We start from the raw sequence: 15,446 nt of genomic DNA, 5'->3' as shown, positions 1-15,446 counted from the left end.
AAATAAATGAAAGAGAGAAAACACATGGATAAGAAATTTGAAAAACCAGCAGTAATTAATGATAATAAGTATAGATTTGACTCCTTTAAAAATGGCGAAGTTTTATATGGTAATAAGGGAAGATTACCAGCTATGGGATGGAATAGTTGGAATGCATTCGGTAGTGGTAATACTGAAGAATTAACAAAAGCCATGGCTGAAAAGATAGTAGAATTAGGTCTAGATAAATTAGGTTATAGTTACGTTATATTAGATGATGGATGTTATAAGGCAACAAGAGTTGATGGACATTTAGCATCAGATGGAAAGAAGTTTCCAAGTGGCTTTATGGCTTTATCAGATTATGTGCATGATAAAGGCTTAAAGTTTGGTATGTATAATGATGTTGGATCACATTTATGTTCTGGACTTGAAGTTGGAACTTGTGGATATGAAGATGTTGATACTAAGGATTACATCGATTGGAAGATAGATTTCCTTAAGGTTGATAATTGTTATAATGTTTGGGATAATGCAACATTTTCAAACCCAGCAAATGCAAAGTTCACATTTGCTCCTAAGATTAAGGGAGTGAAAATAGAAGCAGTAGATGATTCAAAAACAACAATTGAATTATCTGCAGTTAAAGATGGAATTATAACAGGAAGTCGTGCATTTGTTCAAGGAGAATATGTAACAGGAATTGGTACATTCGATGGTACTGGACCTGATGCATCACCAGTAGGTGAACTTAGTAGTGAATTGCAACTAAGTGTAAATGCACCTGAAGATGGAGAATATAATTTATCTGTTGATTGTATTCTTGGTGAAACAGAAGGATGTGGATCATGGCTTCAAGTTGCAGTTGGAAAAGATAATACAAAGTACTATTTTGATGATTTATATAATGGTGAAAATATAAAGATAAAATTAAATAAAGGTGAAAATGTTTTACGTTTAATGAATCACAGACGTCAGGAGAATACACTTACTTCTTATGCAAGAATTAAGGAAGGTTTTGAAAAAACAGGATCTGATAGAGATATAGTATTTTCTATCTGTGAATGGGGAAAAACGGGTCCTCATAACTGGGGATATAAAGTTGGTGATTCATGGAGAATTCTTAATGATATAACATTCCAGGTTGGATCAGATGGTGATAGTGGTCATGGTTCATGGGAAGGAGCTTATACAGTAAGTGTAACTTCTCAATATAACAAAGTTGTTATAATGGATGAATTTGCTGGACTTGATAAGGGATGGAATGATCCAGATATGTTAATGATTGGCATGGATGGTCTTAACGAAACAATGTGTAAAACACATATGACAATGTGGTGCATGGTGAATTCACCTCTTATGCTTGGTATGGATTTAAGAAACGTTTCTAAGGGAGACTGGATTTATAATATAATTAGTAATGAAGATGTTATTGCACTTAATCAGGATAAACTTGGTGTACAGGCGAAGCGAATTTATACAACTAAGGCTGTAGCGCCAGATACAACTTATATTCGTGACAACGATAGACTGGATGTTTTAGCTAAACCACTTGCTAATGGAAGTATTGCTTTATCATTTATTAATGTTGGTATGGGTGATAGAGAAGATGAAATAAAAGTAAGTCTTGATTTGATAAGAGAATATATAGGAAACAAGATGGTTAATGCGGATATATTTTTTGATGCTTCAAAGTTTGAAATAATGGATGTTTGGACTAAGGAGAAAAAAATTATAGAAGCTGATTATTTTACTAATAAGATTTATGGGGCAGAAAAACTTTTAGCAACTGATAATTTAACAATTGTAATTACACCAGTAGAAGGTTAGGTGTAAGGAGAAGGAGGATTTATGGCTACAGTTTATGATTTTACAGTAAAAGACAATCAAGGTAATGACGTTAGTTTAAAGGATTATGAGGGCAAGGTATTATTAATAGTTAACACTGCAACAGGTTGTGGATTTACACCTCATTATGATCCATTAGAAGCAATGTATAAGGAACTTAAAGAACAAGGATTAGAAATATTAGATTTTCCTTGTAATCAATTCGCAGGTCAGGCACCGGACTCAGATGATAAAATCAATGAGTTTTGTACTATGAAATTTGGAACAGAATTTCCGAGATTTGCTAAGATTGATGTCAATGGTGATGATGCAATTCCTTTATTTGCTTTTCTTGCAACTGAAAAACCTTTTGAAGGATTTGGTAAAGGAGTAAAGAATGTTGCACTTAATACATTCGCTAATGCAAATAATAAAAAGTATGGTGATAAAGCATACATTAAGTGGAATTTTACAAAGTTCTTAGTTAATAGAGCAGGTGAAGTTATTGCAAGATTTGAGCCAACAGTTGACATGGATGAAGTTAAGAATGCTGTAGTTGAGGCTTTGAAAGGATAGATTTGTTTTGACTATAAATGAATTTATGATAAACTTAATTGGAGAAAAATGGACTGAAAAAAGTTGGGTTGAAGAACAGGATTTGATTAATAAGGATAATCAGATTGATAGAAGAAATTCAGCTAGAATTCTCCATATGTATTTGCTGAATGAATTAAACATAAAGGATGCAGATGATATAACACCTGCATATGTTCTTAAGGATTTATTTGATTGTCGAGTATGTGCAAATCATATAGCACAGGTCTATTTAAGAGGATTAATGGAATCAGTTAAGATTGGTGAAATATGCATATTTGATTTACATGGTGATGTTAAAGATGAAGATATAAAAAACATAAAGTGTAAATTAAATGATATAATACATGAATAATAAAGGAGGAATTGAAACATGATTTCAACAACAACACCTTCAATTGAAGGTAAAACAATTGTAGAGTACAGAGGAATTGTATTCGGTGAAGTAGTAGCAGGTGTAAATGTAATAAAGGATTTTACAGCTGGTTTATCAAACTTTTTCGGAGGCCGTTCAACAACTTATGAAGATGAATTAATTAACGCAAGACAGCAGGCTGTTACAGAGATGGAGCAGCGAGCTTCACAGCTTGGAGCAAATGCTGTTGTTGGTGTTGATATTGATTATGAAGTGTTAGGCTCAGATAATGGTATGTTAATGGTTACTGCTTCAGGCACAGCAGTTGTTATTCAATAAAGTATAAATGAAACCGAGTGGCAAGTGATGTCACTCGATTTCTTTAAAATGGAGGTAGTTATGGACACAACTAAGAAATTTGACGGATATGCAGATGATTACACACAGGGAAGACCAAGTTATGCCATGGAATTAATTGATTGTTTTTATGAAAAGTTTGGACTTTCAAAAACATCAGTTATAGCTGATATTGGGTCTGGAACAGGTAAGTTTTCAAGGCATCTTTTAGATAGGGGGAATGAGGTATATTCTGTAGAACCGAATGATGACATGAGAAGAGTTGCATGTGATGAATTAGGTGGTTATGAGAAATTTCATTCAGTTAATGGTGGAGCGGAGAATACCACGCTTACAAATGATTCTGTTGATTTTATTACGACAGCACAGGCTTTTCATTGGTTTGATGTTGAAAAGTTTAGAGATGAGTGTTCAAGAATAATAAAGAATGATGGTAGAGTTGCTCTGATATGGAATGTCAGAGATGAATCTGATCCAATAAACAAAGATCTTCGTAATGTCTATGAAAAATATTGTCCGAACTTCAAAGGATTTGCTGGTGGAATAGTTAAAGATGACCAGCGTATTAAAGATTTCTTTAATAATCAATATGATTATGTCTCATTTAGTAATTCACTTTTTTATGATAAAGATAAATTTATTGCTAGAAGTTTATCGGGCTCATATTCGATTAAAGAGGGTGATGAAGGATATGAAGAATACATGAAAGAGATAATAGAGATATTTGATAAGTATTCGGATGGTAAAATTGTAAAAATAGATAATGATTCGGTTGCTTATATAGGCTGCGTAAAGTAAAATAATAATAGCGTGTTTATTTTCCATGAAGGAGGCTTAATGAAGAAGGTACTATTAATAAATTGTAGTCCAGTGAAAACTGGAGCTACAGCAGAAATTATTAGAATAATTTCTGAGGAATTAATAAAAAAATATGAAGTTAAATCAATATGTATTGATGATTACAAATTTGATTTTTGTAGAGGCTGTAGAACTTGCCATAATACTGCGAAGTGTATTATGGATGATGATGTTAATGTAATCATGAATGAACTTGATAATGCTGATATTATTATTTCAGTTTCGCCATCATATTGGGCCGATATTCCTGGACAGTTTAAGGCTTTTATTGATAGATGTACACCTTGGTGTAATACACATGAACCTTATGCAAAGATAAGCAGTGGAAAGAAGGGGTATGCTGTTGCACTAAGAACAGGACCAAGTATGCTAGAGTGTGAACGAATAATCCAAAGCATAGAGCATTTTTATGGTCATTTAGAAATTGATGCTTGTGCACATATGGGCTTGTGTTCAGTTGAATATAAAGATGATGTTGCAGGAAGAAAGCAGGAGATAGTTGAGTTCTGTAAAGGTATATAGAGCTAGTTTGAGAGGGAAATGTAGATGAATTATAGATTGGCTGAAAAGAAGGACATTGATAATGTATGTTATATAATAGCAGCTGCTATTGATGAGATGGAAAAGAATGGCATATATCAGTGGGATGAAGTTTATCCAGCTAAAAGTGATTTTCTTGATGATATAGAGAAAGGTATTCTGTATGTTGGAGAGATGGATGGGGAAATTGCAGTGATATATGCAATAAATAAAGAATATGATGAACAGTATAATAATGGAAAATGGAAATATTTAGATAGTGAATATCGAATTATACATAGGTTATGTGTAAATCCATTATTTCAAAATAAAGGGGTAGCAAAACAAACGTTAAGTTTTGTTGAAAAAGAATTGAAGGGTGAAGGTGTTGAAACTATAAGGTTAGATGTTTTTAGTGAGAATCCATTTGCGTTATCACTGTATCAAAAAAACGGATATGAAGAAGTTGGTATAGCAAATTGGAGAAAGGGTAAATTCTACTTAATGGAAAAGCATTTATAGTTATTGGAGGGCGAAAAAATGGAAATAAAATTCTACGAAAAGGTTGATGACGAATTATTGAAATTCGCGGTTATCATTTCTAAAACTGATGATAAGTGGGTATTTTGTAAGCACAAGGAGAGGGATACTTATGAAGTACCAGGTGGACATAGAGAAGATGGTGAATCAATTGACGTTACAGCCGAAAGAGAATTACAGGAAGAAACAGGTGCAGTTGATTATTCGATTGAACCTGTTTGTGTTTATTCGGTCACAGGTAAAAATAGAGTTAATGAATCAGGCGAAGAAATGTATGGCATGTTGTACTTCGCAAACATTACTGAATTTGAAAACGAACTTCATTCAGAGATGGAAAAAGTTTGCATATTTGAAGATTTACCAACAGATTGGACTTATCCGTTGATTCAACCTAAATTAATAGAAGAAGCTGGCTTGAGAGGATATTTTTAACTAGTTAGGAGAGGAAAGATGAACATAAGAACAAAACAATTTCAGTTATTAACAGATATAGATCTGGTTTGGAAACTTATGACTGATGTATATAATCATGAAGAAACTAATGGACCTGCAGCACCATTTTTTGAATATGCGGTTATTAGTTCATGGATTGATAGAGATTATTTTAGATTAAACAGATTTTGGTTAGATGGTGACTTACCAGTTGCCTTTGTTTTTTATGAGAATCCTGTTACGGCAATGTACTTTGTACTTCGCCCAGGTTATGAGTTTTTAGCAGGAGAGATGATAGAATATGCAGAAAATGCATATCCAAAATTTGAAGAACCTATAGAACTTAATTTTGTAAGTGGACAAACTGCACTTATAGAAGAGGCTAAAAATAGAGGTTATAAAGTTGAGTACGAAGAACCGGATCGTTATTTTGATTTTAGAAAGGGAAAATTGGATTATCCACTTCCAGAAGGATATCACTTTGTTGATTCAAAAGATTCAGATCCTTTAAAATGCGCTAAGTGTTTATGGGATGGGTTTAATAGTTATGATTTTGGTGAGTTTAAAGATTGGGATATACCTACAAAGAATGGAGGTATAAGTGCTCATGAATTATATCAAAATGTTTTAGGAGCAACACTATCTCCATCACCACATGCAACATATGATTACACCGTTATAATAGCTGATGAAAATGAAGAGTATGCATGCTTTTCAGGTATGTGGTGGGTACCTGAAAATAAATTAGCGTATATGGAACCACTTTGTACAGCACCAGCTCATCAGCACAAAGGACTTGCTGCAGCAGCACTATCACGACATGATAAAGTTATGCGTGAACTTGGCGCAGAAGTTATGACTGGTGGAGGTAATGAATTCTACGAAAAGATTAGATACCAAGGAGTTCATACTTGGTTACATATGAAGAAGTAATATATATTTAGGAGTACTTAATGGTAACTTTAAAGAAAATTACCCAGGATAATTTAGAAGAAGTTCTTGCACTTGATATAAAGGAAGAACAGAAAAAATATGTATCTTCAACAGCTGTGGCACTTGCACAGGCTTATGTGTATTTTGATACCGCATATCCATTTGCTATATATGCAGATGAAACTGTGGTTGGATTAATAATGATGGGTTATTACGAGGCTAAGGGTTATTATACGCTTTGGAAGTTTTTGATTGATTCACAATATCAAAGTAAAGGCTATGGAAGAAAGGCATTAGAATTAGGAATCAAGTTTTTAAAAGAAGAATATTCAGCTAAAGATGTATATACAGGTGTAATTCCTGGAAATGCAGTAGCTAAAAGTTTATACGAATCAGTAGGTTTTGAAAGCACTGGATTAGTTGAAGATGGCATGGAAGAAATGTGCCTTGAACTATAAATGAATTGGAGAGAAGTATGAATGTTATTTTGTTAAATGGGCCAATGGGAATTGGAAAAACTACAATAGGTACATATATAGCAGATAAGTTTAATGGTACAGCATTTATAGATGGCGACTGGTGCATGGATTTACATCCATTTGTTGGTAATGATGAAACTAAAGAGATGGCAATAGATAATATTATACATATGATTAGAAATTATAAGAGATGTTCATATTGTAATATGGTTGTTGTTGCTTGGCTTATGGATGATGAATGGGTTATAAAGAAATTAATTGATGGAATTAATAAATTAGATTGTGATGCAAAAAATATAACATTAGTTAGTAGCGAAATGCAACTAAGGAAGCAATGGATGAATGATAAGAATTGCCCTTGGAGAACAGAAGAATGGCTAGATATTAGTATTAAGTCTTTGGATAAGTTTTCTAAGATGAAAGAGGCTATAGATATTACGAATTTGTCTATTAAAGAGATTGCAAATTTAGTTATTAAAAAATGTCAGTTTGATAATTAAAGGAAATAAAATTATGAACTTAAAAATCAGAAAAGCAGAAAAGAGTGATTTCAATAGAATTAATGAGTTGTTTATAGAAATGTTGCAGACTATCTATAATACCGATGATGTTAATGGGTATGAAGAAGGTTGCTTAGATAGATTTTTTGATGGTGGAGAAGAATGGATTAGCTTAGCTGTAGATGAAAATGAAATAGTTGCATTTTTATCTATAGAAGTCCATCACGAGGATAGAGAGTATATTTATTTAGATGATTTTTCAGTTACAAAAACTTATAGAAATAAAGGCATAGGAACAATGTTAATTAATAATGCTGAAGAATTTGCAAAAAAGATAAATATAAATAGTATATGCTTACATGTTGAAAAGTCTAATGATGCAGCTTTTAGATTTTATGAACGACTAGGTTATAGAATTTTTGATAATCAAGGTGAAAGATACTTGATGGTGAAAGATTTATAGAAACAGAAGGATTGAATGGATAAAGAGGCTATATGAAAATGAATAAAACAGCAATAATTTTTGACTTGGATGGAACGCTATGGGGTACATCAAAAAAGGTACTTCCGGCATGGAATATTGTTTTAGATAGGTATCCTGAATTAAACAAGAAGTTAACACAGGAAGAGATGAATTCATTTTTCGGTAAGACATTAGATGAAATAGCAGAGATGATGCTTCCTAGTGTAGATGAAAAGAAGAGGCTTGATTTTTTTATAAAATTAGAAGTTACATAGGAGGTATGCATGAATTATTTTATCGAGGGTTTACAAGGTAGTGGTAAGAGCACTTTAGTTCAAAAATTATCAGAAAAGAAAAATGGATATGTAACTGTTAGAGAAGGTGATTACTCACCAGTAGAACTAGCATGGTGTGCTTATGTTGATTGTAATACATATGAAAATATTATAAATAAGTATTCTGAAATTAGTGATTTGATTAAAGAAAAAACATATTCTGAAAATGATATGAAGATTATATGTTATACACAGATTATGACTGATGTTCCTGGATTTCATAAGGATTTAGAACAGTATGAAATCTATAATGGACGTAGGGAGTTTGATGAATTTAAATCTATAATTCTTAGTCGATACAGTGCATGGAATAGTAATAACATGATTTTTGAATGTTCTTTATTTCAAAATACTATTGAGGATATGATTCTTTATAGATGTGCATCAGATGAAGAAATAATAAATTTATATAGAGAAATTAGAGATGTATTATCTGATAAAGAATTTAAGATTTTATATCTTAAGGCAGATGACCTAAAAGGAAATTTAGATGTTATTCGAAAAGAAAGATCTGATGAAAATGGAAATGAATTATGGTTTCCTTTAATGATGAATTATTTTAATGAATCACCATATGCAAAGAGTAAAGGCGTTAGTGGTGAGGAAGAGTTGATAAATCATTTTAAACATCGTCAGGAATTAGAACTTAAAATTTGCAATGAGTTATTTGCTGATAAGGTTGTTATTTTAGAATCAAAAAAATACGGTGATAATTATGACTAATGAAGAAATGATAAAGATATCAATGAAACAATCGGCAGAAGATATAGGTTGTAAAATTGAAGACTTTTTGAATGATAAGAATGTTTACGTTCCATTTAAACTTGGAGCAAATGCTAAGAAATATTATAAGCTTCCCATAGGCTGTAATTTTATATCTTATGGTAGTAATGTTGTAGCAGCATCAGCTGAAGATTTTTATGATATTACAAATGAATATATTAATAAATTTTTATTCTATCATTGTTTTGAAACACCTAATATATACTGGCTTAATGAACGATTAGAATCTAAGGGATATAAAGTATGTTTTATGGCGGAATATTTTCTACCAGATGTAAATAAACTTAAAGAGTTACATTGTGATTATGAATTACGTGTTCTTGAAAAAGAAGAGTTTAGCGATTTATATAAGAGTGAATGGTCAAATGCATTATGCAGTGATAGAAAAGAATTGGATGTGCTTTGTGTTGGAGCATATGATGGTGATAAATTAATTGGGCTTGCAGGATGCTCTGCTGATGCAGATGATATGTGGCAGATTGGTGTTGATGTTTTACTAGAGTATAGAAAAAGAGGAATTGCTTGTGCCCTAACATCTAAATTAGCTATGGAAATTCTTAAAAGAGGAAAAGTTCCTTTTTATTGTTGCGCATGGTCGAATATTAGATCAGCGAAAAATGCAATTAAGAGTGGATTTGTTCCTGCATGGGCTGAAATGACTGTTAAGCCAATAGATGTAATTAATGAAATGAATAAGTAATTAGGAGAAGTGCTTATGACTGTATATGAAATGTTATTAGAAGTTAAGGATGATAAATATAAGGAATTTCAAGCAAAACTTGTTCCAAATATTGATAGTAAAACTATTATAGGTGTTAGAACACCACAGATGAGAGCGGTTGCAAAGGAAGTTTTTAATAGTGATATTAGGGATAAGTTTTTAAATAAGTTACCTCATAAATACTATGAGGAAAACCTTGTGCATTTTTTTATTCTTGCAATGATTAAGGACTTTGATGAATGTGTAGAAAAAGTTGAAACATTCTTACCTTATGTTGATTGTTGGCCAGTATCAGATCAAGCTACACCAAAATCATTTAAGAAAAATCATGATAAACTTTTACCATATATTAAAAAGTGGATTGCATCAGATCATGTATATACATCAAGATTTGGTATGCGTATGTTGATGAATGAATATTTAGGTGATGATTTTAAGGAAGAATATTTAGATCTTGTTGCATCTAAAAAAGGTGATGATTATTATTTGAAAATGATGATTGCTTGGTATTTTGCTACAGCTCTTGCAAAAAAATATGATGAAAGTGTTAAATACATTGAGGAACGTAAACTTGATGAATGGGTTCATAAAAAAGCTATTCAAAAAGCCGTTGAAAGCTATAGGGTTAGTGACGAGCATAAAGAATATTTGAAAACATTCAGATAGTATCAGGAAAAATATAAAACAAAAAAAGAAAAACTGGAGGTTACTATGATTAAAGCAGTACTTACAATTGATGATATTTCATCAAAGAACACACCACAGATTGTTGATTATCTTGTTGAAAATGGAATTAAGGCAGTTATGTTTGGCTGGGGAGAAAATATGGAAAAACTTCCTGAAGAAGCAGAATATGCACTTAAGAAAGGAATGATTATTGGAAATCACAGTTATTCACATCCTCATTTTTCAGAATTAAGTTTTGAAGAATGTGTAGAAGAAATTGAAAAGTGTGAAGAAGTATTAGATAAGTTATATGAAAGAGTTGGAGTAGAAAGAAAGTATAGACCTTTTAGATTTCCATATGGTGATAAGGGTGGAGAGAACAAAGAAGCTCTTCAAAAATATTTTAAAGAAAAAGGTTTTGATAAACTAGATGATACTAGTATTCCATTTGCTACATGGAAAGAAATGGGACTTGATAAAGATATTGATACATTTTGGACTTTTGATTTCGGAGAATATTGTATTCGAAAAGGTAGTGATTTTACAATGGACAATGTAATGCAAATGATTCATTATGTTGATCCTGAAAGTGGCGCAGGTTTGTTAGTAGATGGTACAGAACATCTTCTTATTATTCATGCTCATGATGAGACAGAGGAGTTAGTACCAAATTACTACAAACAAATTCTAGGTTATGTAATGGAAAAGGGTGTAGAATTTATAGAACCTAAATTTTTATAAGATAGTTAAACAGGCTACGGAGTAGTTTAAATTATACATGTTAAAATTTATGATAGAAGGGTAAGAATTAAAGATGGTAGGAGTTTATTTTAGTGGAACAGGAAATTCAAGATATGCTCTTGAAGTTTTTTGTAAGGAATATGATAAGGATGTAAATATATATTCAATAGAAGATGATAGTATATGTGAAAATATTAAAGATGAGGATATGATTGTATTTTCTTATCCTGTAATGTATAGTACAGTACCAAAAATCCTTAGAGATTTTATTATTGATAATAAAGAATTATGGAATAATAAAAAAGTATTTGTTATTGCTACTATGGGATTGTTTAGTGGAGATGGTTCAGGTATGCTTGCAAGACTTCTTAAAAAATTCGGAGCAGAAGTAGTAGGTGGTTTGCATGTACAAATGCCTGATAGCATCGGTGATGTAAAACTATTAAAACATCCATTAGAAAAGAATAAAGAAACAATCAAAAAGTCTGAAGAAAAAATAAAAACTTCCGTTGTTAAATTAAAGTCGGGAAGTCCGACTAAAGAAGGCTTGGGATTTTTTTATAGAATGGCAGGACTCTTTGGACAGAGATTATACTTTGGACATCATACAAAGGAATATTCATCTAAGTTAAAGATAGATGGAGAATCCTGTGTTGGATGTGGGAAGTGTGAAAGTTTATGTCCGATGAATAATATAAAGATGGTTGATGGAAAGGCAGTTTCAAATAATAGATGTACTATGTGTTATAGATGTGTTAATAATTGTCCAAAGCGAGCAATTACACTTCTTGGTAAAAAGGTAGTAGTGCAAAGCTTGATTGAAAATTATTTGGATTAATTCATAGATTGAAAATAGGGGTAAGATAGTATTATTTTGATACTAAGTGTTTGATGAGGTGTTGTATGAATGATTATAAGGACTTGATTCCTAAGGATAAACATGATGTTTCTGGAATTGGGAAATTAATGTTGTTAAGTGATGAGGAGATTGAAGGAGTTGTTTCAAGTCTTTTGAATTGGATACAGGATATGAATTGGCCTGTAGCAAAGTATGTAATTAAAGTGTTAGGGGTGCATAAAAATGTTGTTGAAAAGCATTTGCTGAAAGTTTTGAAGGTAGAGCAGAAAGACGCGGAATGGAAGAAAAATATTATTAGTGAATTGCTTTATGAATGGTCTTTATATCCAAGTGACGAATTGGTGTTAGAAGAAATTAGGAGAATTGCTAATAATCCTACTAATGAAGAAAAGGAAGAATTAGTTGACGAAGCAGCTAGAACATATTTAGAGGATTATAAAAATCCAGATAACATTACTACAGTTATTTTTGTAAGACATGCAAAATCTGTGTATGGCGAGGATGATAGAAACAGACCGCTTTCAGAGGAGGGTATTGAAGATAGTAAAATTGTACTGAAGGTTTTGAATGGTAGAAACATAGATGTATTTATGTGTAGCCCATATAAAAGAAGTATGGATACAATTAAGGAGGCGGCAGACTACTATAAAATTAATATTTTAGTTGATGAAAGATTAAGAGAAAGAAAATGTGGTAGTTATGATTCAGAATCTTTGAAGAAAAGATGGAATGATTTTACATACGCTGAAGAGAATGGTGAATGTTTAAAATCTGTACAGGATAGAAATACTGAAGCTCTTGGTGATATCCTTACAAATTATAAAGGAAAGACTATTGTTATTGGTACACATGGGACGGCACTTAGTACTATTTTAAATAAATATAATTCCATGTATGACTATGATTATTTTCTTAGAATTGTAAATTGGATGCCATATGTTGTTGAAGCAAAGTTTAGTGGTGATAAGTTGATAAAGATTTCTGAAATCGCATATGTGAATAAAGAAGTATAATATGGATAAAAAAAGAACATCTTTGTACAGCATTAGTACAGAGATGTTCTTTTTTAAAAAAAATTAATTATCTAAGTTTTCTTCAAGTAAATTTTTAGCTATATAATGTGATACATTGAAATTTCTGATTCCAACCTTGTCGAGTTCATGATTATAGTAATAATTATCTGATATCATGCCTGAATATAAAAACTCATCGTAATGATCGTGAATTACTGGAGCAGCATCTGTTGATAAATTAGATATGTATTCTATATCAACGTGATTATCGAAAAAATCATAGCCACTTCTATACAGTTTATCACTATCATACATATTGAAGTTATAATATGCAATAAAGTAATCAATATGTCCAAAGGATAGTAAGAGGTAACACATAGATGTTATGATTACTGAATACTTAAAGAAATTAAATTCTTTATATTTAATTTGAATTGTTAGACCAGTCATAATAAATACAAGAAGCATAAGGAACCATAATACAAATATTCTTGTAGTACTAAGTCCGTATTCGTTTATGTACATTAACATTCTATATGTGCTTGATGCAATCATAATAAATGTGCAAATGCTTATAGCAACATTTATATATGATAGAACCTTATTACCCTTAAAAAATTCATTACATATAAGAACTATGATTACATTTAAGAAACAAACGCATAGTAACTGGAAAAATCCTTCTCTTGCATATTCAGCATATGTATAGTTTTCTGGTAACGTACCTGCATGGAAAAATAAATAATAAACTTGGATTGCACAGAAAACCATATACATTAATGAAATAGATGAGTTAACTATGATAGCAATGATGGGTTCGAATTCATGCATTTTTCCTTTGTGAGGAGCAAATTCTTTTGTAGAAAGATATGTTACAAATAAATACGAACCAAGATAAGTAGCTATAGCAATATAAGCAAGTCCCATTATATGTCCATATAAATAATCAAAATCAAAAAACATAAGTACAGATTCAAAAGAATTACTAAATACTTTATCAGCACTAGATAATAAAGAACCTGTTAAAAGAATAGTAGGTATAGTAATAATAATACCAAGTATTACGTATAATATTTTTGAATCTTTTTTAACTTTAATTAGTTCTCTTGATGATATCAAATCGCCTATAGGACTAGCAATATGTGAAATTGGTTTAATAGCAGTTGATATTAATAGTTTTATGTGTTCTGTAAAACTTACATTTTCCAGATTAGCAAAAAGATATAAGCCATTAACTAATGTTAATAATAGTATTCCACAGTAATTAAAAAATATAATCATTTCATTACCAGTAATAAAATTTGAAATAGATAGTAAAATACTAATTGTACAATTAAAGTATATAAACTTTCCAATTTTTTTGTTAAATGTATGCGCTGCATGTAATGTATAACAAACAGTAGCTATAGCAGCAAATACTGAGAAGATTCCGCTGTATGCTTTATAAAGTGATATGGCGCATATAAAACCATATAGAAGAGAAGGAATGCCTATAATACGGAATCGCAAAATTGCTTTGGTTTTATTTTCTTCTTTTATTTTATCCATATCCTGAATGGTATTATTTATATTAGGATTATATACATCGTTCATGTTAATTCTTCCTTTCATATTTAATGATATCCCCAGGTTGACAGTCGAGGACATTGCAGATCTCGTCAAGGGTTGAGAAACGGATTGCTTTTGCTTTATTGTTTTTTAAGATGGATAGATTAGCAGGTGTAATTCCAATTTTTTCGGCTAATTCGGAAACACCTATCTTTCTCTTTGCCATCATTACATCTAAATTTATATTAATTGCCATAAAGATTTCCTCCTAAATAGGTGATATGTTAAATAGTAAAATCATTTTCAGTTTTATATGCAATAGCACTTTCAAAAACTGTTGCTAGAATTCTGCTGAATAATGATGCTATAAGAAATGTTAAAACCATTGCCGCTGAGGCTAATGTTGGTTTTATAAGCAAACGTATAAACATAGCTATTGATATAAGAATAGAGTATATCGACATTTTGTTAAGACTTTTAACGTTTTCATTTACAAAGCAATCATTTGAAATTACGGTATCAAATATTTTTTTTAATTGCCATAGTATTAAAAGAGCCATAACTCCACAAAAAGCTATTATTATAAGGATTGGATAGAAGTGCTTCGACAATCCGTTATAGTCATATTTTTTACACATGTTTAAAGTGAATGGTAGAGTTATAAGTACTACAACCCCACTTACTAGCATAAATAAAATAAGATATCGTGTGAAAACTATTAATTTATTCTCTGAGTATTTTTTATTCATATTAATCCTCCAAATGTTTAAAAATTTATTTTTTTTAATATTAACCGATAAAATATCATTTGTCAATAAAAATATATCGAAAAACGATATGAAAATGATGAATAACGATAAAATGGGTGGCATTTGCTGAGTGTAAAAGAATACTTTAAAGATTGTTAAAATATTGTTTGCTGAGTTATAGAATATATTGCATAG

22 protein-coding genes are annotated in these 15,446 nt (G+C 31.0%); 19 read left to right on the top strand and 3 right to left on the bottom strand.

The genetic code is table 11. The annotated features are described in order from the left end of the window. Window positions 1-24: 24 nt before the first annotated feature. From B5D16_RS01705 to B5D16_RS01615, 19 genes are all read left to right on the top strand, one after another. Window positions 25-1,809 (top strand): alpha-galactosidase, encoded by a 1,785-nt coding sequence (locus B5D16_RS01705; protein ID WP_200803909.1) that lies wholly within the window; start codon window positions 25-27, stop codon window positions 1,807-1,809. 21 nt (window positions 1,810-1,830) lie between these two features. Then, the gene (locus B5D16_RS01700; protein WP_078765235.1) at window positions 1,831-2,382 is read left to right on the top strand and encodes a glutathione peroxidase; all 552 of its coding nucleotides are present in this window, start codon (window positions 1,831-1,833) and stop codon (window positions 2,380-2,382) included. Window positions 2,383-2,407: 25 nt separating this feature from the next. Next, window positions 2,408-2,755 (top strand): hypothetical protein, encoded by a 348-nt coding sequence (locus tag B5D16_RS01695; protein WP_143405016.1) that lies wholly within the window; start codon window positions 2,408-2,410, stop codon window positions 2,753-2,755. An 18-nt stretch (window positions 2,756-2,773) separates the two neighbouring features. Then, window positions 2,774-3,094: a putative heavy metal-binding protein gene (locus B5D16_RS01690; protein ID WP_078765233.1), complete on the top strand. Its 321-nt coding sequence runs from the start codon at window positions 2,774-2,776 to the stop codon at window positions 3,092-3,094. A gap of 60 nt (window positions 3,095-3,154) precedes the next feature. Then, window positions 3,155-3,910: a class I SAM-dependent methyltransferase gene (locus B5D16_RS01685; RefSeq protein ID WP_078765232.1), complete on the top strand. Its 756-nt coding sequence runs from the start codon at window positions 3,155-3,157 to the stop codon at window positions 3,908-3,910. Between the two features lie 39 nt (window positions 3,911-3,949). Continuing rightward, complete coding sequence (locus tag B5D16_RS01680) at window positions 3,950-4,492, top strand: flavodoxin family protein (protein WP_078765231.1); 543 nt, start codon at window positions 3,950-3,952, stop codon at window positions 4,490-4,492. Window positions 4,493-4,516: 24 nt separating this feature from the next. Continuing rightward, window positions 4,517-5,011, top strand: a complete 495-nt coding sequence (locus B5D16_RS01675; RefSeq protein WP_078765230.1) for a GNAT family N-acetyltransferase — start codon at window positions 4,517-4,519, stop codon at window positions 5,009-5,011. A gap of 18 nt (window positions 5,012-5,029) precedes the next feature. Then, a complete protein-coding gene (locus tag B5D16_RS01670; protein WP_078765229.1) occupies window positions 5,030-5,461 on the top strand; it encodes an NUDIX hydrolase in 432 nt (143 codons plus the stop codon). A gap of 18 nt (window positions 5,462-5,479) precedes the next feature. Then, a complete protein-coding gene (locus tag B5D16_RS01665) occupies window positions 5,480-6,394 on the top strand; it encodes a GNAT family N-acetyltransferase (RefSeq protein ID WP_078765228.1) in 915 nt (304 codons plus the stop codon). A 20-nt stretch (window positions 6,395-6,414) separates the two neighbouring features. Next, window positions 6,415-6,852, top strand: a complete 438-nt coding sequence (locus B5D16_RS01660; protein WP_078765227.1) for a GNAT family N-acetyltransferase — start codon at window positions 6,415-6,417, stop codon at window positions 6,850-6,852. 17 nt (window positions 6,853-6,869) lie between these two features. Beyond that, the gene (locus B5D16_RS01655; protein ID WP_078765226.1) at window positions 6,870-7,373 is read left to right on the top strand and encodes a hypothetical protein; all 504 of its coding nucleotides are present in this window, start codon (window positions 6,870-6,872) and stop codon (window positions 7,371-7,373) included. A gap of 13 nt (window positions 7,374-7,386) precedes the next feature. Then, a complete protein-coding gene (locus B5D16_RS01650) occupies window positions 7,387-7,836 on the top strand; it encodes a GNAT family N-acetyltransferase (protein WP_078765225.1) in 450 nt (149 codons plus the stop codon). A gap of 38 nt (window positions 7,837-7,874) precedes the next feature. Continuing rightward, window positions 7,875-8,111 carry an HAD hydrolase-like protein gene (locus B5D16_RS01645; protein WP_159444251.1) on the top strand — a complete coding sequence of 79 codons (237 nt, stop codon included), beginning with the start codon at window positions 7,875-7,877 and terminating at the stop codon, window positions 8,109-8,111. Window positions 8,112-8,120: 9 nt separating this feature from the next. Beyond that, window positions 8,121-8,894 (top strand): P-loop NTPase family protein, encoded by a 774-nt coding sequence (locus tag B5D16_RS01640; RefSeq protein WP_078765223.1) that lies wholly within the window; start codon window positions 8,121-8,123, stop codon window positions 8,892-8,894. Then, complete coding sequence (locus B5D16_RS01635; protein WP_078765222.1) at window positions 8,887-9,654, top strand: GNAT family N-acetyltransferase; 768 nt, start codon at window positions 8,887-8,889, stop codon at window positions 9,652-9,654. The genes B5D16_RS01640 and B5D16_RS01635 overlap by 8 nt, the downstream gene beginning before the upstream one ends. Window positions 9,655-9,669: 15 nt before the next feature. Further along, complete coding sequence (locus B5D16_RS01630; protein ID WP_078765221.1) at window positions 9,670-10,341, top strand: DNA alkylation repair protein; 672 nt, start codon at window positions 9,670-9,672, stop codon at window positions 10,339-10,341. A gap of 45 nt (window positions 10,342-10,386) precedes the next feature. Further along, on the top strand, window positions 10,387-11,082 hold the full coding sequence (locus B5D16_RS01625; protein ID WP_078765220.1) for a polysaccharide deacetylase family protein: 696 nt from the start codon (window positions 10,387-10,389) through the stop codon (window positions 11,080-11,082). A gap of 73 nt (window positions 11,083-11,155) precedes the next feature. Continuing rightward, entirely contained in the window at window positions 11,156-11,920 is a 765-nt protein-coding gene (locus tag B5D16_RS01620) for an EFR1 family ferrodoxin (protein WP_078765219.1), read from the top strand. A gap of 65 nt (window positions 11,921-11,985) precedes the next feature. Then, a complete protein-coding gene (locus tag B5D16_RS01615) occupies window positions 11,986-12,954 on the top strand; it encodes a DUF5071 domain-containing protein (protein ID WP_159444250.1) in 969 nt (322 codons plus the stop codon). 63 nt (window positions 12,955-13,017) lie between these two features. Here B5D16_RS01615 and B5D16_RS01610 read toward each other — a convergent pair whose 3' ends face one another. The 3 genes from B5D16_RS01610 to B5D16_RS01600 are packed head-to-tail and all read right to left on the bottom strand — an operon-like array spanning window position 13,018 to window position 15,251. Then, a complete protein-coding gene (locus B5D16_RS01610) occupies window positions 13,018-14,547 on the bottom strand; it encodes a DUF4153 domain-containing protein (RefSeq protein ID WP_159444249.1) in 1,530 nt (509 codons plus the stop codon). A 1-nt stretch (window position 14,548) separates the two neighbouring features. Further along, complete coding sequence (locus tag B5D16_RS01605) at window positions 14,549-14,758, bottom strand: helix-turn-helix domain-containing protein (protein ID WP_078765216.1); 210 nt, start codon at window positions 14,756-14,758, stop codon at window positions 14,549-14,551. A gap of 28 nt (window positions 14,759-14,786) precedes the next feature. Next, window positions 14,787-15,251: a DUF2975 domain-containing protein gene (locus tag B5D16_RS01600; RefSeq protein ID WP_159444248.1), complete on the bottom strand. Its 465-nt coding sequence runs from the start codon at window positions 15,249-15,251 to the stop codon at window positions 14,787-14,789. Between the last annotated feature and the right edge of the window lie 195 nt (window positions 15,252-15,446).

The sequence above is a fragment of the Eubacterium uniforme genome (assembly GCF_900167115.1).
GTDB classification, from domain to species: domain Bacteria; phylum Bacillota; class Clostridia; order Lachnospirales; family Lachnospiraceae; genus Eubacterium_S; species Eubacterium_S uniforme.
The sequence above is the reverse complement of the archived record's forward strand: the minus strand, read 5'-3'. Positions and strand labels throughout refer to the sequence as shown.